Below are 22031 nucleotides of genomic sequence, written 5' to 3'. Positions count from 1 at the left end.
GAGCATGTATCCTGCTGGTGAAAAGAGGAAATCTTATTCTACTTCCTAGACTTTGGTCGAATTTTTTGTCGCCGGGCCGTCCCTGGACAAAAAGCGCCCCCTTATGGGGGCCAGCAAGCGAGCGCCAGCCTGCGCAGCGTGGGGGCAGTTTTTTGCATCGCAAAAAGTTGCGGTAAAAGGAAAGGTGTTTGTTAATGCCAACGCAGCCAGGGGAAAATCCTGAGCGTTTGGTCATTTCCTGAGCTATCGCAAACTTTTCAGAGCTATACTAGCCCGCATACGGCTCTAGAGGCGGTCGTACACGTTGCCTTCTGCCCCCGCTATCCGCTATCCGGTCTGGCCGTGTCGCGGAAGGTTTTTTCCCTGCATCGTAAACGGATGAGACATCCGGATAGGTGAAGCGCCAAAAATGTCCACAGAACCTGAATTCAAAGAACGTCTATCCAATTCCTATCTTTTCGGCAGTAACGCGCCCTACGTAGAAGAACTCTACGAATCCTATCTGGAGGATCCGGCATCGGTTCCCGACCAGTGGCGCACTTACTTCGATCAACTGCAGCACCTCCCTGCAACCGATGGCAACGAACAGACCCGCGACCAGGCGCATGCGCCCATCATCGAGTCGTTCGCGCAACGCGCCAAGGCCAATGCGTTCCTGGTCCATGCCGCAGCTCCCGACCTGACGGTCGCCAGCAAGCAGGTCTCGGTCCAGTCCCTGATCGCCGCCTACCGCTCTCTCGGAGCGCGTGTCGCCCAGCTCGATCCGCTCAAGCGCCAGGATCGTCCGCAGATCCCCGAACTGGATCCCGCCTTCTACGGCCTGACCGAAGCCGACCTGGATCAGGTCTATTCGGCCACGAACACCTATTTCACCAAAGCCGACACCATGACCTTGCGCGATATGCTCAAGGCGCTGCGCGATACCTATTGCCAGTCCATCGGTGCGGAGTTCATGTACATTTCCGATCCGGCTGCCAAGCGCTGGATCCAGGAGCGCCTCGAAGCCGGCGGCGTTCCCGCCTTCCCGGCACAGCGCAAGCGCAACATCCTGCAGCAACTGACCGAAGCCGAAGGTCTGGAACGCTTCCTGCATACCAAGTATGTCGGCCAGAAGCGCTTCTCGCTCGAAGGCGGCGAAAGCTTCATCGCCTCGATGGACGAGGTCGTCAACCACGCCAGCGAGAGCGGCGTGCAGGAAGTCATCGTCGGCATGGCCCACCGCGGCCGCCTGAACATGCTGGTCAACATCATGGGCAAGATGCCGGGCGACCTGTTCGCCGAATTCGAAGGCAAGCACCCCGATGGCCTGACCGATGGCGACGTGAAGTACCACAACGGTTTCTCCAGCGATCTTTCCGCACGCGGAGGTCCCGTGCACCTGTCGCTGGCATTCAACCCGTCCCACCTCGAAATCGTCAACCCCGTGGTCGAAGGCAGCACGCGTGCGCGCCAGGACCGCCGCGGCGACGAGGACGGCTCGCAAGTGCTGCCCGTGCTGGTGCATGGCGACGCTGCATTCGCGGGCCAGGGCGTGGTCATGGAAACCCTCAACCTGGCGCAGACGCGCGGCTACGGTACCGGCGGCACGCTGCACATCGTCATCAACAACCAGATCGGCTTCACGACCTCCGATCCGCGCGATACGCGTTCCACGCTGTATTGCACCGACGTGGTCAAGATGATCGAGGCGCCGGTGTTCCATGTCAACGGCGACGATCCCGAGGCCGTGGTCTACGTCACGCAACTGGCGCTGGACTACCGCCAGAAGTTCCGCCACGACGTCGTCGTCGACATCGTCTGCTTCCGCAAGCTGGGCCACAACGAGCAGGACACGCCCGCGCTGACTCAGCCGCTGATGTACAAGAGCATCGGCAAGCACCCAGGCACGCGCAAGCTCTACGCCGACAAGCTGGTCGCCCAGAACGTACTGACGGAAGAAGAGGCCGAGCAGATGGTAAAGGACTACCGTCTGGTCATGGAAGACGGCAAGCGGACCATCGAGCCTGTGCTCACCGATCACAAGAGCAAGTACGCCACCGACTGGACGCCGTTCCTGGATGCCAAGTGGACGGACCAGGCCGACACGGCCGTCCCCCTGACCGAACTGACGCGCATCGGCGAGAAGCTGACGACGGTTCCCGAAGGCTTCACCGTGCACCCGCTGGTCAATCGCCTGCTGAACGACCGTCGCGCCATGGCGCGCGGCGAGCTGCCGCTGGACTGGGGCATGGGCGAGCACCTGGCTTTCGCCACGCTGGTGGCATCGGGCTATCCCATCCGCATTACCGGCCAGGATTCGGGCCGCGGCACCTTCACGCACCGCCACGCCGTCCTGCATGACCAGAAGCGCGAGCGCTGGAACGACGGCACCTACATACCGCTGCAGAACGTATCGCCCAACCAGGGTTCGTTCACGGTCATCGATTCCGTACTGTCCGAAGAGGCCGTCCTTGGCTTCGAGTACGGCTACGCTTCGGCCGAACCCAACACACTGACCATCTGGGAAGCCCAGTTCGGCGACTTCGTCAACGGCGCCCAGGTCGTGATCGACCAGTTCATCGCGTCCGGCGAAGCCAAGTGGGGCCGTTATTGCGGCCTGACCATGATGCTGCCGCACGGTTATGAGGGCCAGGGTCCCGAGCATTCGTCGGCGCGCATCGAACGCTTCCTGCAACTGTGCGCAGACAACAATATCCAGGTTGTGCAGCCTACCAATGGCGCCCAGATCTTCCACCTGCTGCGACGCCAGATGATCCGTCCGTTCCGCAAGCCGCTGGTCATCATGACGCCCAAGTCGTTGCTGCGCAACAAGGATGCGGGCGTGCCGCTGTCCCAGCTGGCCGAGGGCCAGTTCCAGCCTGTCATCGGCGAAGTCGACGCCTCGATCGATCCGGCCGGCGTTACCCGCGTGCTGGCATGCTCCGGCAAGGTGTATTACGATCTGGTCAATGCTCGCAAGGAAGCGCAGCGCAACGACGTGGCCATCATCCGCGTCGAGCAGCTGTATCCGTTCGCACACAAGGCGTTCGAAACCGAACTGCGCAAGTACGGTAATGCCAAGGAAGTCGTCTGGGTACAGGATGAGCCGCAGAACCAGGGGCCGTGGTTCTACATCCAGCATCACCTGTACGAAAACATGACCGCAGGCCAGAAACTGGGCTACGCAGGCCGTCCGGCATCTTCCTCGCCCGCTGTAGGGTACCTGGCCAAGCACCAGGAGCAGCAGCGTCAACTGCTCGAGCAGGCATTCTCTGCCAAGCACAAAGGCTTCACGCTGACCAAGTAATTTAGAAAAACATTCAACGGAATCAAGATATTATGTCCATTACTGATGTTCTCGTCCCCCAACTGTCCGAATCGGTTTCGGAAGCCACGCTGCTGAACTGGAAGAAGCAGCCCGGCGAAGCCGTGCAGGCCGACGAAATCCTGATCGAAGTCGAAACCGACAAGGTCGTGCTGGAAGTTCCGGCTCCCGCATCGGGCGTCCTGGCGGAAATCGTCAAGGGCGACGGCAGTACCGTGACTTCGGGTGACGTGCTGGCCCGCATCGATACGGAAGGCAAGGCCGCGGCAGCAGCTCCCGCCGCCGCGCCCGCCAAGGAAGAAGCCGCCGCTCCTGCGGCAGCGCCTGCCGCCAAGGGCGCCGCAGTGGCATCGCCCGCGGCCAGCAAGATCCTGTCCGAGAAGGGCATTGATCCCGCTTCGGTGGAAGGTTCCGGCCGCGGCGGCCGCGTCACCAAGGCCGACGCCCAGTCGGCCGGCGCCGCTTCCGCCAAGGCGGCAGCGCCTGTCGCTCCTCCTACGCTGTCGCTGGATGGCCGCCCCGAGCAGCGCGTTCCCATGAGCCGTCTGCGCGCCCGCGTCGCCGAGCGCCTGCTGCAGTCGCAACAGGAAAACGCCATCCTGACGACCTTCAACGAAGTCAACATGAAGGCCGTCATGGATCTGCGCAACGCCTACAAGGACAAGTTCGAGAAAGAGCACGGCGTCAAGCTGGGCTTCACCTCTTTCTTCGTCAAGGCTGCCGTGGCCGCCCTGAAGAAATACCCTGTCCTCAATGCGTCGGTCGATGGCAAGGACATCATCTATCACGGCTACTTCGACATCGGCATCGCCGTCGGCAGCCCGCGCGGTCTGGTCGTGCCCATCCTGCGCAATGCCGACCAACTGTCCATCGCCGACATCGAGAAGGCAATTGCCGACTTCGGCGCCCGCGCCCGCGACGGCAAGCTGAGCCTGGAGGAGCTGACCGGCGGCACGTTCTCCATCTCGAATGGCGGCGTGTTCGGCTCGATGCTGTCCACCCCCATCATCAACCCGCCGCAATCGGCCATCCTCGGCATTCACGCCACCAAGGAGCGCCCGGTTGTGGAAAACGGCCAGATCGTGATCCGTCCGATCAACTATCTGGCACTGTCCTACGACCACCGCATCATCGACGGCCGCGAAGCCGTCCTGGGCCTGGTTGCCATGAAGGAAGCCCTGGAAGATCCGCAGCGCCTGCTGCTGGAAGTCTGATCGCCGGACTTCCTGTCTTTCGTGGCGCGGCGCCCCTCGAGGGCGCTGCGCGTCACAGGCGGGGCGATGCCATCCGCATCCAATTTCCCGCCGTGCGCAGATGCCATTGCATCGCGTATCACTCTCCTGAATACAAGAGCAGAACATGGCTAAACAATTCGACGTAGTTGTAATCGGCGCGGGCCCTGGCGGGTACATCGCAGCCATTCGCGCGGCCCAACTGGGCTTTTCCGTTGCGTGCATCGACGCAGCCGCCACGGCTGACGGCAAGCCCGCGCCCGGCGGCACCTGCACCAACGTGGGCTGCATCCCCTCCAAGGCGCTGCTGCAGTCGTCCGAGCACTACGAGCAGGCGCAGCATCACTTCGCCGAGCACGGCATCGAGGTCAAGGGCGTCAGCCTGAAGCTGGACACGCTCATCGGTCGCAAGGACAGCGTCGTCAAGCAGAACAATGAAGGCATCCTGTACCTCTTCAAGAAGAACAAGGTCACGTTTTTCCACGGCACGGGCGCGTTCGCGGGCCAGGCCGAAGGCGGCTGGGCCATCAAGGTATCCGGCAAGACCGAAGACGAACTGGTCGGCAAGCACATCATCGTGGCCACGGGCTCGTCGCCGCGCGCACTGCCCGGCCTGCCTTTCGACGAGACGCAGGTCCTGTCCAACGATGGCGCGCTGCGCATCCCCGCAGTGCCCAAGAAGCTGGGCGTCATCGGCGCCGGCGTCATCGGGCTGGAGCTGGGCAGCGTGTGGCGCCGCCTGGGCGCCGAGGTCACCGTCCTGGAAGCCATGCCCGACTTCCTGGCCGTGGCGGACCAGCAGGTCGCCAAGGAGGCCCTCAAGGCCCTGACCAAGCAAGGCCTGAAGATCAGCACCGGCGTGAAGATCGGCGAGGTCAAGACCACCGCCAAGGCCGTCAATATCTCCTATACGGACGCTGCCGGCTCAGAGCAGAAGCTGGCCGTGGACAAGCTAATCGTCTCGATCGGCCGCGTACCCCACGTGGAAGGCCTGGGTGCTGAAACCGTCGGCCTGAAGCTGGACGAGCGCGGCTTCATCGCCGTGGACGGCGACTGCAAGACCAACCTGCCCAATGTGTGGGCCGTGGGCGACGTCGTGCGCGGTCCCATGCTGGCGCACAAGGCCGAGGAAGAGGGCGTGGCCGTTGCCGAGCGCATTGCCGGCCAGCATGGCCACGTCAACTTCGACACGATTCCTTCGGTGATCTATACGTCCCCGGAAATCTCCTGGGTCGGCAAGAACGAGCAGCAGCTCAAGGCCGAGGGTCGCGAGTACAAGGCCGGCAGCTTCCCGTTCCTGGCCAATGGCCGCGCGCGCGCGCTGGGCGACACCACCGGTTTCGTCAAGATCCTGGCCGATGCCAAGACGGACGAAGTCCTGGGCGTGCACATCATCGGGCCGCAGGCCTCCGAACTGATCGCCGAGGCGGTCACCATCATGGAGTTCCGTGGCGCCGCCGAAGACATCGCCCGCATCTGCCATGCGCACCCGACGCTGTCGGAAGCCGTCAAGGAAGCGGCGCTGGCCGTGGACAAGCGGACGCTGAACTTCTGATGAACGCGCGGCAGGGCTGGCCGACCGCATGCGCGAATGCCGGCCAGCCCTGCGGCGCAATCAGCGGTTTCATCAAAAGGGCGGGCATCGACCGCCCTTTTTGCCGCCGGGCCGCTCCCAAGGCAAAAAGCGCCCCCTCGGGGATGAGCTCGGACGCAGAACAGTCCACTGCGGACTGTTCTGCGCTTGGCGAATCCGAGCGGCATGCAGGCCGCGAGGTGGAGCGCAAGCCGAAGGCGCAGCGTGGGAGCATTTTTCGTTTCCATGATTTTCCAAAATTGCAGCGGGCTCCGTCCCGGACGATCGATTCATGAATGTACGCGAGCATTACCTCCATGCGCTGGAAGAAAAGGGCTACAAGCCGGACCTGGCGCAGGAAGCGGCCATCGACAGGCTCCAGCAGTTCTACGAGGATTGGCTGAGCTATCTGCAGGACCGGACTTCGGCGCTCAAGCGGCTGTTCAAGCGCCCGGACATTCCCCGCGGCGTTTATATGTGGGGCGGCGTCGGGCGCGGCAAGAGCTTCCTGATGGATGCCTTCTACCAGGCGGTGCCGCTCAAGCGCAAGACGCGCCTGCATTTCCATGAATTCATGCAGGGCGTCCACCGGGAGCTGGACGAGGTCAAGGGCCAGCCAGATCCCCTGGATGCCGTCGCCGCGCGCATCGCCAAGCGCTATCGCCTGATCTGCTTCGACGAGTTCCATGTGTCGGATATCGCGGACGCCATGATCCTGTACAGGCTGCTGCTCAAGCTGTTCGATCATGGCGTGTCGTTCGTCATGACGTCCAACTACGAGCCTTCAACCTTGTATCCCGAAGGCCTGCATCGCGACCGCATCATTCCCGCCATCAAGCTGATTCAGGAGCGCATGGATATCCTCAACGTGGATACCGGCGTGGACTACCGGCGGCGCACGCTGGAGCAGGTGCGTACGTACCTGACGCCCATCACGCCCAAGACCAATGAAGAGCTGTTCGAGGATTTTGAAAGGCTGTCCGACGGCGCGAGGCGCGAGCCGGTGCTCACGGTACAGAAGCGCGAACTGCATGCCGTTGCGCTCAGCGGCAGCGTGGTGTGGTTCGATTTCGCCACGCTGTGCGGCGGACCGCGCTCGCAGAACGACTACCTGGAGCTGGCCAGCCGGTTCCATACCGTGATCCTGTCGGATGTGCCGCGCATGTCGGCCCGCGACTCATCGATCGCGCGGCGCTTCACCTGGCTGATCGACGTGTTCTACGATCACAAGGTGAAGCTCATCATGTCGGCCGAATGCGATCCCGAAGACCTGTACGTCGAAGGGCAGATGGCCAATGAATTCCATCGCACGGTCTCGCGCATCCTGGAAATGCAGTCGCGCGAATACCTGGAGGCCGAGCGCAGAGAGACGGCTACGCTGTAAACTGCATGGGTTTCCGCAAAACGCGGGCAGCGGCTTTACGCTATCTTTGCGCTGCATTCCATGCGCATCACGACACTGACTGAATATCAAGAAGCATCATGACGACTCGCGTACTGACAGGCATCACCACTTCCGGAACACCGCACCTGGGCAATTATGCCGGCGCCATCCGTCCTTCCATCCAGGCAAGCCAGTTGCCGGACGTGGACGCCTTCTACTTCATGGCCGACTATCACGCCCTGATCAAGTGCGACGATCCGCAGCGCGTGGCGCGCTCCCGGCTGGAGATCGCGGCAACCTGGCTGGCGGCGGGGCTGGATCCGGAGAAAGTCACTTTCTACCGCCAGTCGGACATCCCGGAAATCCCGGAACTGTGCTGGATGCTGAACTGCGTGACCGGCAAGGGCCTGATGAATCGTGCCCATGCCTACAAGGCGGCGGTCGACCAGAACACGGCCAAGGGCGCGGAGCCCGACGACGGCGTTTCCATGGGGCTGTTTTCTTACCCCGTGCTGATGGCGGCCGACATTCTCATGTTCAATGCGCACAAAGTGCCCGTGGGCCGCGACCAGATCCAGCACCTGGAAATGGCGCGCGACATCGCCCAGCGCTTCAATCATCTGTACGGCCAGGGCAGCGATTTCTTCGTGCTGCCGGAAGTGCAGATCGCCGAAGAGGTCGCCACACTGCCCGGCCTGGACGGACGCAAGATGTCCAAGAGCTACGACAACACCATTCCTTTGTTCGAAGGAGGGGCCAAGGCGACGCGCGCAGCCGTTATGCGGATCGTGACCGATTCGCGCCAGCCCGGCGAGCCCAAGGATGCCGAAGGCTCGCATCTGTTCACCCTGTATCGCGCCTTTGCCACGCCGGAAGAAAGCGCGGCATTCCGCCAGGCCCTGGAAGATGGATTGGGGTGGGGTGATGCCAAGAATCAGTTGTTCGAACGCATCGAGCAGGAACTAGGGGCCATGCGCGAGCGCTATGCCGAACTGATCGCCGATCCCGCCCGCATCGAGGATATCCTCCAGGCCGGCGCCGAAAAGGCGCGGCGCAGCGCCACGCCGCTGATGCAACGCTTGCGTGAGGCTGTCGGCATACGTTCCCTGTCCCTGCAGGTCAGCGCGAAGACGCCCGCATCGTCGGGCAAGGCGTCGGGCAAGACCGCGCGTTTCGTCAGCTTCCGCGACGAGAGCGGCTTCCGTTTCCGCTTCCTGGCGGCGGACGGGCAGCAATTGTTCCTGTCGAATGCCTTCGGCAACCCGCGCGAAGGCGGGGATGCCCAGAAGCGCCTGCTGGCCGGCGTGGTGGATGTACGGCCCGAAGGGCAGGATACGCTGCAACTGCTGCTCGACGGCCAACCCATCGCCGTCATCGATGCGGCCAACTGGCCGCTGATCCAGGACGCGCTTGCGGATCTGAGGGCGCAGCAGGGCTGAGGAAAATTGTTGTCATGCCTTGCCGATGCTAACCCCGATATCCGCGGGCGGACCATAATAGAGGCTGCTCGTCACCAGGCCATCCACGCCGCTGTCGGCATAGTCGGCGGCGTTCTCCTTGCGGATTCCGCCAGCGGCCAGCAGCTTCAGCCCCGGATGCCGTTCGCGCAGCGCCGGGCACCACTCGCGCAGGGAGGCGGGCGTCACCTTGTCGAACTGGATGACGTCCGCACCGGCCTCGGCCGCCAGCAGGGCCTCTTCCAGCGTTGACGCTTCGATGACTACCTTCTTCTCGGCCAGTCCGCCGGTATGTTGCCGCAATGCCATGCCGACGGCTTCCCATCCGTCGCCGGGCAGCAGGGCGCGGTGCTGAGGAAAGACCAATAAGGTTTCGGACAGGCCCAGCCGGTGAGGCCATGCGCCGCCCGCCATGGTTGCCTTGATCGCGACGCGGCGCAATCCAGGCGGATGCTTGCGGGTGGTCAGGATACCCACCTGAGGGTTGATGGCTTTGACCGCCTGCACGAGATCGTGCGTGCGGGTCGCTACGGCGCAGGCGTATTCGAGCAGGTTCTGGCCGACCTTCCAGACATCCAGCAGCGCCTGTGCGGGGCCTTCGGCCTCGACCAGGACGTCGCCGTCCACGGCCTGCCGTCCGCTTGGAACATGCTTGATGACGGAGACCTGGCGGGATTGCAGCAGGCGCACGACTTCTTCTGTGCAGGCCGCAACAATAGGGCTTCGCGCCCGCCAGGCAATGCGCGCGGGCTCTTCTCCGACCTGGAGGAGCGAACTGGTCAGATCCAGATAGCCGATGTCTTCCTGCAGCCAGGATTCCAGCGTGGCGGTATCGAAATATACGTTGGGTGTGTGCATGGGGCTTCCGTGACGCGGGCCAGAAAGTCCTGAATATATCAGCTTATATTAAATATATGTATATATATACTGATGAGTTGGCTTGCCCTTGCACAGTCTTGCATATCGCGGCGGCCCATATCGGCGTGCGTCAGTCGCAAGACCGACGCACGTTCCGGAATGCGAGCCGAAGACTTATTTCTTCAGCTTGGCAAATGCCGCAGCCATCGCTCCCATGCCGCCCGCGGCGCTGTCATTGCCGCGAGGCGCGCCGCTGCGCGGCCTGCCGCCACCCCGGTCGTTCGAGCCGCCAGGGGCGCGGCGCGCGGGCGCGGAATCGTCGTCCAGGCGCATAGTGAGTGCAATCCGCTTGCGGGCGATATCCACTTCCTGCACCTTGACCTTGACGGTCTGGCCGACGCGTACCACGTCGCGCGGGTCTTTCACGAAGGTATGCGACAGGGCGGAGATGTGCACCAGGCCGTCCTGGTGCACGCCGATGTCCACGAACGCGCCGAAGTTGGCGACGTTGGTCACCACGCCTTCCAGGATCATGCCCTCGTGCAGGTCGTTCAGAGTGTTGACGCCTTCCTTGAACTGCGCCGTCTTGAATTCCGGACGAGGGTCGCGACCGGGTTTTTCCAGCTCGGAGAAGATATCGCGCACGGTCGGCAGGCCGAAGCGCTCGTCGGTGAACTCGGACGGCGACACGCCCTTGAGCGCGCCTTGCTTGCCCATGATGCTGCGGGCGTCGGCCTGGATGCGCTGCAGGATGCGTTCGACCACGGGGTAGGCTTCGGGGTGGACGGACGAGGCGTCCAGGGGGTTGTCGCCATTGGGAATGCGCAGGAAGCCTGCCGCCTGCTCGAAAGCCTTGTCTCCGAAACGGGGCACTTTCATCAGGGCTTTGCGGCTGGGGAAGGGGCCGTTCTCGTCGCGCCATGCCACGATATTGCGCGCCAGCGTGGCGTTCAGCCCTGAAATGCGGGACAGCAGCGCGGCCGATGCCGTGTTCACGTCCACGCCGACGGCGTTCACGCAGTCCTCGACCACGGCGTCCAGCGAACGGGCCAGCTCGCGCTGGTTGACATCGTGCTGGTACTGGCCGACACCGATGGCCTTGGGTTCGATCTTGACCAGCTCGGCCAGCGGATCCTGCAGGCGGCGGGCGATGGAGACCGCTCCGCGCAGGCTCACGTCCATGTCGGGGAATTCCTGGGCGGCCAGCTCGGAGGCGGAATAGACCGAGGCGCCGGCCTCGGACACTACGACGGGCGTGAGTTTCAGCTCGGGATACTGGGCCAGCATGTCGCGCACCAGCTTTTCGGTTTCGCGCGAGGCGGTGCCGTTGCCGATGGCGACCAGTTCGGGCTTGTACTTCGCAGCCAGGCCCAACAGCGTGCGCACGCTGCCGCTGACGTCGCGGCGCGGCTCGAACGGATAGATGGTGGTGGTTTCCAGTACCTTGCCCGTGGCGTCGATGGCCGCCACCTTGACGCCGGTGCGGATGCCCGGATCCAGGCCGATGACGGACTTGGGGCCCGCGGGCGCGGCCAGCAGCAGGTCCTTCAGATTGGCGGCGAAGACGCGGATGGCTTCCTGTTCGGCGCTGTCGCGCAACTGTCCGATCAGCTCGGTCTCGAATGCCGTCTGCAGCTTGACCCGCCATGTCCAGCGCGCCACTTCGCCCAGCCAGCGCCGGCGTGGCGAGGCGTCGATATCGTAGGAGGCGTCGATGCCGAGGATGTCGATCAGGCGGCCGACGCAGGGATGGGGAACCAGGGCCTCCTGTTCCTCGTCCAGCCCGATGCGCAGGTCCAGCACGCCTTGCTGGCGGCCGCGCAGCAAGGCCAGGATGCGGTGGGAGGGCAGGGTGCGCAGCGTTTCGCGGAAGTCGAACCAGTCGCGGAAGTTCCCGCCTTCGGCGTCCTTGCCGTCGACGACCTTGGAATACAGCATGCCGGAACGATTGAGGTATTCACGCAGGTCGGCCAGCACTTCGGCGTCTTCCGCATAGCGCTCCGCCAGAATGTCGCGCGCGCCGTCCAGCGCGGTCTTGACGTCGTTGATGGAGACTTCCGGATTCAGATAGCCCTGTGCCAGCGCAGCCGGATCGCAGTCGGTGTCGGCCAGGATGGCGTCGGCCAGCGGCTCCAGCCCGGCTTCGCGCGCGATCTGGGCGCGCGTCCGGCGCTTGGGCTTATAGGGGGCGTACAGGTCTTCCAGGCGCTGCTTGCTGTCCGCGCCGACGATTTCGTCCAACAGCGCCTTGGTCAGCTTGCTCTGTTGCTGGATGGATTCCAGGATGGCCGTGCGGCGGGCTTCCATATCGCGCAGGTACAGCAGCCTGACCTCCAGGTTGCGCAGCACCGTATCGTCCAGCCCGCCGGTTGCTTCCTTGCGGTAGCGGGCGATGAAGGGTACGGTGGATCCATCGTCCAGCAGTTCCACGGCGGCGGCGACTTGGGCGGCGCGCGCGCCCAGCTCTTCTGCCAACTGGGTCACGATCCGCAGGGGATCGGCGGCGGGAAGGGCAAGAACGGAATCGGTGGCGGTAGCGGAAACGTCAGTCATGGATAGAAATGTAAACGAAGATCAGTCAGTCAAGCGGCGCATTTTGCCACAGTTGCGTGGCAGGCTGCGTAAGCGCGGGTATCATTCTGTCTGCACCCACCGAGTCGATATTGCATGTTTCTGCAGGAACTTTCCGATTTTTTCGCCGAAGACGGCCCCATTGCGCGGGAAGTCCCCGGCTACAGGCCGCGCCAGGCGCAGCTGGAGCTTGCCCAGGCCATCCAGGATACGCTGGAGAAAAACGGCACCCTCATTGCCGAAGCCGGCACCGGCACGGGCAAGACCTGGGCCTATCTGGCGCCCGCCTTTCTCAGCGGCCGCAAGACCCTGGTTTCCACGGGCACCCGCACCCTGCAGGACCAGCTCTTCCAGCGCGACGTGCCGCGCCTGCGCAAGGCCATGGCCCTGCCCGTCAATGCCGCCCTGCTCAAGGGGCGCGGCAATTACGTCTGCCACTATCATCTGGAGCGCGTGGCCGCTGATGGCCATGCGTTGCGCTCGCGCACGGAAATCGCGCAGCTGCGCCGCATCCAGGAATTCACGGCCATCACCCGCACGGGCGACAAGAGCGATCTCTCCAGCGTGCCCGAAGAGGCGGATCTCTGGTCCAGGGTGACGTCCACGCGCGAGAATTGCCTGGGGCAGGATTGCCCCTACGTCAAGGACTGCTTTGTCATGAAGGCGAGGCGCAAAGCGCAGGAAGCCGATATCGTGGTGGTCAACCATGCCTTGTTCATGGCCGACTTGGCGCTGCGCGAAGAGGGGATCACCGATCTGCTGCCCACAGCCGAGCTGGTCATATTCGACGAAGCGCATCAACTGCCCGATGTGGCCACACGCTTTCTAGGGACAGGAGTCTCATTCCACCAGATACTGGACCTCTGCCGCCAGATCGAAGCCGCGGGCCTGGCGCATGCGCGCGAAGCCACCAACTGGAGCCAGGCGGCCAAGGCGGTCGAGCAGGCGGCGCGGGAACTGCGGCTGGCCGCCGAGCCTGTCACTCGCCTGCCGGGCGGCAAGTCGACCTTCCAGGCCATACCGGAGCCCGAGCAGTTCGACAGGGCGCTGGACGAACTGATCGAGGCGCTGGGCGCCGCCTGCGAGCGCCTGGGCATCGTCAAGGACCATCATCCCGACCTGCAGGCGGCGGAAAAAGGCGCGCTGGATATCCGCGCAAAACTGTATCAATGGACACAGCCCGACCGCATGGGGAACAACGCGCTGCGTCCTCAGGAGCCGGACGAAAACGGCGAAAAGCCGCCCGCGCCCGTGCTGTCGGTGCGCTGGGTCGAGGCAGGCGCGCAATTCATGCGGCTGCAGAGCGCGCCGCTGTCGATCGCGCACCTGTTTTCCCGGTTCCGCAGCCCGGAACAGGCCTGGGTGCTGACTTCGGCGACCTTGTCGGTGCACGGCGATTTCTCGCATTTCCAGCGGCAGCTGGGCCTGCGCGATGCGGCCGCCATGCGCTGGGAGTCTCCGTTCGACTACGCCAGCCACGCCATGCTTTATGTGCCATCCACGCTCCCGCTGCCGTCCTCGCCACAGTTCAACGAGCGTTTTGTCGAGGTGCTGTGGCCCTTGATCCGGAAGGCCGAAGGCGGAGTGCTGGTGCTCTGCACGACATTGCGCGCGGTGGATCGCATCGCGGATCTGCTCGAAGAACGCCTGGATGCCGCGGGCCTGGATCGGCTGCTGTTGCGGCAGGGTGAAAAATCCCGCCGCGTGCTGCTGGACGAGTTCCGCAAGGAAGGCTCGGCCATCCTAGTGGGCAGCGCCAGTTTCTGGGAAGGCATCGATGTACCCGGCAATGCGCTGACGCTGGTGGCCATCGACAAGCTGCCGTTCGCGCCGCCCGACGATCCCGTGCTGGAGGCCCGGCTAAATGCCTGTCGCAGCCGCGGGGGAAATCCCTTCATGGAGTTCCAGTTGCCAGAGGCCGCCATCGCGCTCAAGCAGGGGGCGGGGCGCCTGATCCGCTCCGAGAACGACTGGGGCGTGCTGCTGGTGGGAGACACACGCATCGTGGACAAGCCCTACGGCAAGCTGCTGTGGCGCGGCCTGCCGCCGTTCGTGCGCACACGCGAGGAAAAGCGCGTGCTGCAGTTCTACGAGGAAAGGCAGGCGGCCGGCGCCGTTCAGGCATGAGGCAGATCCTCATGCTGTTTTGCGGCGCAATATTCGTTCTATGGGTGATGTTGTTGCGTGATGCGCAACATGCTATATTCGGATCATTGTCATGATCAAGTCATTTCGGCACAAAGGTCTGGGCAGGTTTTTCGAAAGCGGTAATGCATCGGGTGTCCAGGCCAATCATGAAAAGCGGCTTCGAATGCAACTGATTGCTCTGGATACTGCGCAGACCATTGATGATATGGACATCCCGGGTTATCGGCTGCATCCGCTCAAGGGACAAATGCTGGGGCGCGGGTCTGTGACGGTCAATGGCAATTGGCGCCTGACCTTCGAGTTTCGAGACGGGAACGCCTACATCCTGGATTATGAGGATTATCACTAATGGCCATGTACAACCCTCCCCATCCTGGCGAGTTCATCGCTGAGGTCTACCTCGAGCCCAACGGCATCAGCGGTCGCGAGCTTGCCGTCAAGCTGGACGTGGCGCCTTCGACCTTGAGTCGTGTTCTCAAAGGCGCCAGCCGGGTTACTCCTGAGATGGCTTTGCGTCTTTCCAAGGCGCTTGGCCGCTCCCCCGAGAGCTGGCTCGCCATGCAGGATGCGCATGATCTGTGGGAGGCTCGGGAGCGCATTGATCTGGATCGTGTCGGCAAGCTTGAACTGGCAACGGCCTGACAATTCATTCGAGTCGATACCGCTTTGTGGCCTGACCGTGCAATTTATTCAAGCCGGCGCCGTTCAGGCATGATCCGGACGCCAGGGAGCACGGTGGCGAAGAGGAGGCCAGGATGTCATCATTCATCGACGGTGATGTTTTCAGCCTTGATCAGCTCGCCCCATTTCAGGGTATCCGTCCTGATGATCCGGGCGAACTCCTCCGGACTCATGGGCGATAGCTCCGCGCCGGTCGATGCTTCATAGTCTTTCAGTTCCCGGCTGGACAGCACACGGTTGAAAGCTGCATTCAGGGCGTCGACCTTGTCTTTCGGTGTGGCTTTGGGCGCCAGTACGCCATACCAGTTGTTGGCATAGACATTCGGTACACCGAGCTCGTCGAACGTGGGGGTATCGGGGACGACGGCCGAGCGTTTCGGTGCGGCGGTTGCCAGAGCGCGCAGCTTGCCTGCCTTCAGATTGCCGACCAGACCGGAAATATCGCCGATGAAACCGTCGACCTGCCCGCCGATGGTGTCGGTGATGGCTGGCGCCGCGCCCTTGTACGGCACATGCATGATTGGCTGTCTGGACGATACTTTCAATTGCACGATCGCCATATGGGGCATGGAGCCGATGCCGGATGAGGCCAGCGTGGTTTTGCCTTCTTTCAGACGGTCCAGGAACTCCCGCGCTGTTTTGGCGGGATGCTTCTCGCCGACCACGAGCACTTCAGGAGTGGAAATCAACATCGCGACCGGAGCGAAGTCGTTTACTGGATCGTAAGTCAGTTTTGGATAGAGGCCGGGATTGATCGAGATCGCGCCGACCGAACTCAGGAACAGTGTTTGTCCGTCGGGACGGGAGCGGTTGACGTAATTGGCGGCCACGGCGCCGTTGCCGCCTGGCTTGTTTTCGACAATGACGGTCTGCTTGGTTTCTTTTTCGAGTTGGGCCGCAACGACGCGGGCCAGCGAGTCGGCGGGGCCGCCCGCGGGAAAGGCGATCACCAGATTGAGTGATTGGCTTTGCGCCGCGGCGACGCCCAGGGTCAGGGACAGTGCAGCGGCAAGCGCGGCTTGTTGAAGGCGGGAAGGTTTGTTCATCAGAGTCTCCTTGTTTTAAGAATCGGCTTTGCACCCGGCAGGCGGCGCATCAACAGCCTTGTGTATTGACGTACAGTGAATAAATCGAAGTGCTGGCCGCCATGAAAAGGCGGTTTCGGTATTTGCCGCCGAAACAGAGGTTGGCGCAGCGCTCAGGCAAGGAAATGTGGCCGAGCATCTGGCTTTCCGGCGAAAAAACACGCACGCCATCGAGTTCTGCGCTACCCATGCCCCAGCCGCACCACAGATTGCCGTGAATATCGACACGGAAACCGTCGGGGGTCCCCTCTCCGGCACTGAGAAACAGGTCGGGAGCGGTCGGCCGGCTTACGCTTTTACCGCCTGGATCGAGCGCAAAGAGGCGAATATTGCGCGGACGCGAGCGCGACTCGATCACATACAACAGTTGCTCATCCGGCGAAAAGGCGAGCCCGTTCGGCCCCTGCACGGCATCGGAGATCAGGCTGATCGCGAGCGTATCGGGGTCGATCCGGTAGATGCCGGCCGGCAGTTCCTGCTCGGCTTTTTCGCCCTGGTAATAACCGGCGATGCCGAAAGGCGGATCGGTGAACCAGATCGACCCGTCGGATTTGACGACCGCATCGTTCGGCGAATTGAAGGGTTTACCGTTGAAGTGGCTGGCGAGCACTGTGATGCGGCCATCATATTCAGTGCGCGTGACGCGCCGCCCCAGGTGCTCGCAGACGATCAGACGGCCCTGGCGGTCGCGGGTCATGCCGTTGGCGTTGTTCGAGCCGTGGCGCCAGACTGAGCTGGTTTGCGTGGTTTCATCCCACTTCATGACGCGGTCGTTCGGGATGTCGCTCCAAAGCAGATAGCGTCCATCGCCGAACCAGACCGGTCCCTCCGCCCAGCGACAACCGTCGGCCAGTCGTTCGACGCCGGCCAGAGGCAGGATCAGCGCCTCGAAGGAGGGTTCAAAAGCCTGGACCAGCGGATCCGGGTAGCGGCCTGATAATTTAGTCGCAGCGTGCACTCATGCCTCCGTCGACCACGATTTCCGTAGCGGTGATGAAGCGGGCCTCGTCCGAGGCGAGGAACAGTACGGCGTTGGCGGTGTCGATGCCGGTGCCCATGAAGGGCAGGGGTATGCGCGCCTGCCGCTGCGCCAGCAGAGTGTCGACATCGCCGCTGGCGCGCTGGCCTGCCAGCCGCGCTTCGACCATCGGTGTGTGCATCTGGCCGGGCACCACAGTGTTGCAGCGAATGTTCTGCTGTGCATGCTGCAAGGCCACGACGCGCGAAAGCTGGATGATGCCGGCCTTGGCACTGGCATATCCGACTTGCGCGGAGCCGGTCCAGCGTATGCCGGAAGTGGAGGACAGATTGACGATGGCGCCGCCGTTTTGCGCAATCATATGGGGCAGCACTGCCTTGCAGCCGAGGTATACGCTTTTCAGGTTGTAGTCGATCTGTGCGTTCCAGTCGGTTTCGCTCAGTTCCACCGGGCCGCCTTTTTTCGAGCCGCCCACATTGTTGACGAGAATGTCGATGCGGCCGAATTCCGCCAGGCAGGTATCGACCATTTCCTGTACCTGGTCGAATTTCGTGACGTCGGCCAGATGGGTGCGGACGGTCCCGCCCAATTCATCGATGCGCTCAACGGTTTCGGTCAGGGCTTCCGGTTTCAGATCGGCGGCGAATACGGTCGCGCCTTCCTGCGCGAACCGGTAGGCGATGGCACGGCCGTTGCCCCAGCCCGGCCCCGCGCTGCCCGCGCCGCTGACCAGCGCGATCTTGCCTTGGAGACGGTCTCCCATGAGTCGTTCCTCTCTTTTGAAAATAGGGGGGTCAGTTCTCGCCGAAGACAACCGGGGGTTCGCCGTCGGGCACTTGAATGTCGAAGACGTTCAGCGTCATCGATATCAAGGTGTAATAGCCGGCCAGCCCGACCAGATCTATCACGCAATCCCGGCCTAGCGCGGCGAGCGCCTGATCGTAAAGTTCGTCCGGGACCTGCCGGGTTTCCAGCAGTTCGGTCATGAAGCGATATACCAGGGTCTCGTCGGCCTCCGCAAAAACTGGGATTTCGCCGTGCCGGATCTGATTGAGCGCTGCTTCCGGTACGCCTGCCTTCACCGCGATCGGGTAGTGCGCCCACCATTCGTAAGAGGACTTCCAGTGCGAGGCCATGACGAGTATGGCGAGTTCGGACAGGCGTGGCGGCAGGCTGGAGTCGTAGCGGCAGTATCGGCCCAGCGCTTGGGCGTGCTCGGCCAGACCGGGCCGGTGCAGCCAGACAGCCAGAGGTCCGCGCACGCGGCCGCGCGGGCCGCTGGCGATGGCGTCATGGACGCGCTTCTGGTGGGCATCCATCCGGGCTGGGTCGGGGGGAAGCAGTTTGGGCATTACAGGGGCTCCGAACGGAATGAAGTCGTGAACAATGTTCGTTTGGCATGGATGAAATGCGGGCGGATGCGATCGCTCCAGGGGGTGCCGCGCACAGCGAGCCAGGCCGGGCAGCCAAAGGTCTCGCGCGAAGCCAGCTCGTAGCTGGCCACATAGCGGGGCGAGCCTGTTTCGCATAGCCAGCGCTCGGCGCGGACCGTGCCGTCGACGGCGGCCAGGCCGGGCAGGTGTTCTTCGCTGTACCAGCGGTTGAAATCGGTTTCGACTTCGGGGGTGATGTCGGTTTCGACCGTGTAGAACCATGCGGCCGGCTGATTGTTTGCCGGCCCGGCGATTGATTGCATTAAGGTCAGCCGGTGTGCCTGCGCGGACGGACAGGCTTGCTGCAGCAATGCAGCGAGATCCGTCGCGCGATCCGTGAACAGCCGGACGTAGGTTTCGGGATGATCGACGGCATGGTGCAGCTGAGCGGTGGCGAGCACGGCGCGATCCAGCGGCCATTTGTCGATGGCTTTCCAGTTCAGGCGCTGGACGGGTATGCGTAACAGCCATTGTCGATTCATAATGATTTTTCTCACAGGGAAGTGAAGCCGTAAAGGTGCTGCGGGTTCTCGACCAGTATCCGTTTCAGCGTCGCATCGTCGGGGCAGGCGCGCAGCAGTTGATTCAGCAATTCGGCTTCGTCAGGCAGATCGCCTTCGATATTCGGATGGGGCCAGTCGCTGCCCCACAGCAGGCGTTCCGGCATCTCATCCAGAAAGGCGCGCTGTACATGGACGGCGTCGTCGAATGGGCGCCTGTGAGTCGAAGAGCACCGATCCAGGCCGGAAATCTTGATCCAGGCGCGCGGGTAGTGTTTCAGCTTCAGCAGGGCTTTCAGCGCGGGATTATCCGGCCCGGCCGCCGCATCGATCCGGCCCATGTGATCGATAATGACGGGCAAATCCAGCTCGGGCAGGCGTGGCAGCAGATAAGCCAGCGAGGCCTGGTCGGAGTGCAGGCACAGATGCCAGCCGAGCCCTTTTACGCGTTCGGCTATCGAGAGGATGTCAGACCAGGAACTGTTGTTCAGATGGGCGATGAAGTTGAAGCGGACGCCGCGCACTCCTTGTTCGTTCAACGAAGCCAGCTCTTCGCTGCTGACGTCCGTGCGTACCAGGGCCACCGCCCGGTACTGGCCCTTGCCATGACGAACCGCATCAAGCGCGGCCGACATGTCGTAGCCATGACAGCCAGGCTGCACGATAACGCCGCGTTGCAGTCCGAGCCGCCGATGCAAGGCTTGAAGCGTTTCGAACGGAGCGTCGTCCGGCGTATAGCTGCGGCCGGGGCTGTACGGGAAGCGCGCAACGGGCCCGAACACATGGAGGTGAGTGTCGCAGGCGCCGGCAGGCAGATCGCGAACTAGGGGGAGCTTCATCGACAGCGTTCTCAAACAGATCGAAGAGAACTGATCATGGCTTACGCCGGAGACCGGATCAACCCGATTCCATGGATCTCAGATATAGAAAAAACGTATATCATTAGTGCTATGGATCTCAAGCAAATTCGCTCCTTTCTGGTGGTTGCGGAATTGCGCAGCGTGTCCCGGGCGGTGGACGTGCTGGGTATTTCGCAGCCTTCGATCAGCCGGCAGATTCAATTGCTGGAGTCGGAGTTGCGGCAGCATCTGCTGACCCGGACCGGACGCGGCGTCGAACTGACGGAAGCTGGCCGGCAATTCCTGGTTCATGCAAGAGAGATCGACCGCATGGCGCACCAGGCGGTGCAGACGATGTGGGCGTTCAGCGGAAACCCTTTGTCGCGCGTTCGCCTGGGCATGCCGCACCGGATCGCGCGCCGCATGACGCACGTCATCATGCGGCATTTCCAGGAAAGGCTGCCGGATACCGCATTGACGGTGGCGGAGGGCTTGAGTTCGGAAATGACGGATTGGCTGCTGAAAGGGCGAGTCGATGTGGCCTTGCTGTATGAGCCGCCTCCGTCGACGCTGATCCAGGTGGAAACAGTCCATCGCGAGGACCTGGTGCTGGTCTACCAGCCTGGCCGGCATCGGATGCCGGAGCGTATGCGGGTCAGTAGCCTGGCGAATCAGTCTTTTGTGTTGCCAAGCATGCCGAATACGATTCGGGCGCTGGTCAATGAGGCATTTGCCGAGGCGGGGGTGACGCTGAACGTTGCCACGGAAGTGGACGTAGTGCAGACCATTCTGGAAACGATCTCGCAAACCGAGCTGCTCACGATCCTGCCGCGCTCGGCGCTGACGGACTTGCGGGGCGGCCAGACGCTGGCATTTTCCGAGCTCTGCGAACCCACTATCAGGAACCGGCTATGCCTGGCGCTGCCGGTGCAGACGCAAGGTCTGAAAACACTGCAGGAAGTCACGAAGCTGATTCGCAGCCTCGATATTGCCAGCCTGATGCAGTAGGCGTGCCAGGTAAAAAAACGCACAGGCTTTATCGTCCTGTGCGGTTTCTACCGTCGGGCCAGCGGTCCTGCGCCGTCTACCGGATCAGAACCAGTTGATTGGGTTCCATTTGCTGCCGGAAGGCTCGTCCAGGCCGCGCGACAGGTAGACGCTGTCGGGGAAATTCTGGTCCAGCACGCGCTTGGTGTCGTCGCGCAGATCGGTCATGCCCAGCTTGTCGTATGCAAGATAGGTGATGGCGAGCGCCTTTTCGGCGGCCGGCACGCCTTCGAAGTCAGTGATGACGGTTTGCGCGCGGTTGATGGCGGCCACGTAGGCGCCGCGCTTGTAGTAGTACTCGGCGACGTGGACTTCGTTCTGGGCGATGGCGTTGACCAGCCAGGTCAGGCGCTTGCGCGCGTCGGTCGAGTAGCGGCTGTCGGGATAGCGCTGGACCAGCTCGTTGAAGGAGTCGTAGGATTCGCGCAGGCCCTTGGGATCGCGTTCGCTGGGGTCCTGCTGCGTAATGCGCGAGAAAACGGCGCTGGGCGGGGTGAACGTGATCAAGCCCTTCAGGTACAGCATGTAGTCCGTACCGGGGTGTTCCGGGTATTGCTGCTGGAAGCGGTCGATCGTGGCGAGCGCCTGCTCGGGTTCGTCGTCCTTCCAGTTGACATAGGCCAGATCGATCAGGGCCTGCTGGGCGTGGGTGCCGAACGGATAGCGCGCCTCGATGGCTTCCAGGCGCGTGCGTGCAGTGTTCCAGTTGCCGGAGTCGACTTCTTCGCGGGCGCTTTGGTAAAGCTGGGCGGCCGTCCAGTCGGTGGTTTCGTCGCGTTCGCCGCCGCCGGTGGAACTGCAGCCAGCGATCAGGATTGCAGCCGAGACAGCCAGCAGGACGTACATCAGACGGGCTGCGCTCGGAAAACGAAGGAAAGCAGGGGTAAAACGGGTCACGGAGTGTCCTCGGATGTTAGCATTGCGCGTTGATTATATGATT

At 62.7% G+C, this 22031-nt stretch carries 18 protein-coding genes; 9 read left to right on the top strand and 9 right to left on the bottom strand.

Features of this window, described 5'->3' with window-relative positions; genetic code table 11:
- Window positions 1-409 precede the first annotated feature (409 nt).
- The 5 genes from EV686_RS15135 to EV686_RS15115 all read left to right on the top strand — a co-directional run bounded on the left by EV686_RS15135 (window position 410) and on the right by EV686_RS15115 (window position 8932).
- Window positions 410-3286, top strand: a complete 2877-nt coding sequence (locus tag EV686_RS15135) for a 2-oxoglutarate dehydrogenase E1 component (RefSeq protein ID WP_132477793.1) — start codon at window positions 410-412, stop codon at window positions 3284-3286.
- 32 nt (window positions 3287-3318) lie between these two features.
- Window positions 3319-4518, top strand: coding sequence for a 2-oxoglutarate dehydrogenase complex dihydrolipoyllysine-residue succinyltransferase (gene odhB, locus EV686_RS15130; protein ID WP_132477792.1), 1200 nt, complete (start codon window positions 3319-3321; stop codon window positions 4516-4518).
- Between the two features lie 145 nt (window positions 4519-4663).
- Entirely contained in the window at window positions 4664-6091 is a 1428-nt protein-coding gene (lpdA, locus tag EV686_RS15125) for a dihydrolipoyl dehydrogenase (RefSeq protein WP_132477791.1), read from the top strand.
- Between the two features lie 310 nt (window positions 6092-6401).
- Complete coding sequence (gene zapE, locus EV686_RS15120; RefSeq protein WP_132477790.1) at window positions 6402-7493, top strand: cell division protein ZapE; 1092 nt, start codon at window positions 6402-6404, stop codon at window positions 7491-7493.
- 98 nt (window positions 7494-7591) lie between these two features.
- A complete protein-coding gene (locus EV686_RS15115; protein WP_132477789.1) occupies window positions 7592-8932 on the top strand; it encodes a tryptophan--tRNA ligase in 1341 nt (446 codons plus the stop codon).
- 12 nt (window positions 8933-8944) lie between these two features.
- Here the strand turns inward: EV686_RS15115 and modD are convergent, their stop codons facing one another.
- Together modD and EV686_RS15105 are read right to left on the bottom strand one after the other, a co-directional pair.
- Window positions 8945-9808 carry a ModD protein gene (modD, locus tag EV686_RS15110; RefSeq protein WP_132477788.1) on the bottom strand — a complete coding sequence of 288 codons (864 nt, stop codon included), beginning with the start codon at window positions 9806-9808 and terminating at the stop codon, window positions 8945-8947.
- A 174-nt stretch (window positions 9809-9982) separates the two neighbouring features.
- Window positions 9983-12361 carry a Tex family protein gene (locus EV686_RS15105; RefSeq protein ID WP_132477787.1) on the bottom strand — a complete coding sequence of 793 codons (2379 nt, stop codon included), beginning with the start codon at window positions 12359-12361 and terminating at the stop codon, window positions 9983-9985.
- Window positions 12362-12475: 114 nt separating this feature from the next.
- On the opposite strand from EV686_RS15105, the gene yoaA reads away from it, so the two are divergent.
- The 3 genes from yoaA to EV686_RS15090 all read left to right on the top strand — a co-directional run bounded on the left by yoaA (window position 12476) and on the right by EV686_RS15090 (window position 15169).
- Window positions 12476-14506, top strand: a complete 2031-nt coding sequence (gene yoaA / locus EV686_RS15100; protein WP_132477786.1) for a DNA repair helicase YoaA — start codon at window positions 12476-12478, stop codon at window positions 14504-14506.
- Window positions 14507-14597: 91 nt separating this feature from the next.
- A complete protein-coding gene (locus EV686_RS15095; RefSeq protein WP_132477785.1) occupies window positions 14598-14876 on the top strand; it encodes a type II toxin-antitoxin system RelE/ParE family toxin in 279 nt (92 codons plus the stop codon).
- Window positions 14876-15169 carry a HigA family addiction module antitoxin gene (locus tag EV686_RS15090; RefSeq protein ID WP_132477784.1) on the top strand — a complete coding sequence of 98 codons (294 nt, stop codon included), beginning with the start codon at window positions 14876-14878 and terminating at the stop codon, window positions 15167-15169. Before EV686_RS15095 ends, EV686_RS15090 begins: the two co-directional genes overlap by 1 nt.
- Before the next feature lie 119 nt (window positions 15170-15288).
- On the opposite strand, the gene EV686_RS15085 is transcribed toward EV686_RS15090, so the two are convergent.
- The 6 genes from EV686_RS15085 to EV686_RS15060 are packed head-to-tail and all read right to left on the bottom strand — an operon-like array spanning window position 15289 to window position 20044.
- The gene (locus EV686_RS15085) at window positions 15289-16254 is read right to left on the bottom strand and encodes a Bug family tripartite tricarboxylate transporter substrate binding protein (RefSeq protein ID WP_132477783.1); all 966 of its coding nucleotides are present in this window, start codon (window positions 16252-16254) and stop codon (window positions 15289-15291) included.
- 49 nt (window positions 16255-16303) lie between these two features.
- Window positions 16304-17251 carry an SMP-30/gluconolactonase/LRE family protein gene (locus EV686_RS15080; RefSeq protein WP_132477782.1) on the bottom strand — a complete coding sequence of 316 codons (948 nt, stop codon included), beginning with the start codon at window positions 17249-17251 and terminating at the stop codon, window positions 16304-16306.
- Window positions 17235-18035, bottom strand: coding sequence for an SDR family NAD(P)-dependent oxidoreductase (locus EV686_RS15075; protein ID WP_132477781.1), 801 nt, complete (start codon window positions 18033-18035; stop codon window positions 17235-17237). The genes EV686_RS15080 and EV686_RS15075 overlap by 17 nt, the downstream gene beginning before the upstream one ends.
- Window positions 18036-18066: 31 nt before the next feature.
- On the bottom strand, window positions 18067-18624 hold the full coding sequence (locus EV686_RS15070; RefSeq protein ID WP_132477780.1) for a carboxymuconolactone decarboxylase family protein: 558 nt from the start codon (window positions 18622-18624) through the stop codon (window positions 18067-18069).
- The gene (locus EV686_RS15065; protein WP_132477779.1) at window positions 18624-19187 is read right to left on the bottom strand and encodes a DUF4286 family protein; all 564 of its coding nucleotides are present in this window, start codon (window positions 19185-19187) and stop codon (window positions 18624-18626) included. The genes EV686_RS15070 and EV686_RS15065 overlap by 1 nt, the downstream gene beginning before the upstream one ends.
- An 11-nt stretch (window positions 19188-19198) precedes the next feature.
- Window positions 19199-20044, bottom strand: a complete 846-nt coding sequence (locus EV686_RS15060) for an amidohydrolase family protein (protein ID WP_132477778.1) — start codon at window positions 20042-20044, stop codon at window positions 19199-19201.
- A gap of 111 nt (window positions 20045-20155) precedes the next feature.
- On the opposite strand from EV686_RS15060, the gene EV686_RS15055 reads away from it, so the two are divergent.
- Complete coding sequence (locus EV686_RS15055) at window positions 20156-21052, top strand: LysR family transcriptional regulator (protein WP_243650910.1); 897 nt, start codon at window positions 20156-20158, stop codon at window positions 21050-21052.
- Window positions 21053-21136: 84 nt separating this feature from the next.
- On the opposite strand, the gene EV686_RS15050 is transcribed toward EV686_RS15055, so the two are convergent.
- Entirely contained in the window at window positions 21137-21937 is an 801-nt protein-coding gene (locus EV686_RS15050; RefSeq protein WP_132477871.1) for an outer membrane protein assembly factor BamD, read from the bottom strand.
- Window positions 21938-22031: the final 94 nt, after the last annotated feature.

This window comes from Paracandidimonas soli (genome assembly GCF_004342005.1).
Lineage (GTDB): Bacteria > Pseudomonadota > Gammaproteobacteria > Burkholderiales > Burkholderiaceae_B > Paracandidimonas > Paracandidimonas soli.
The sequence above is the reverse complement of the archived record's forward strand: the minus strand, read 5'-3'. Positions and strand labels throughout refer to the sequence as shown.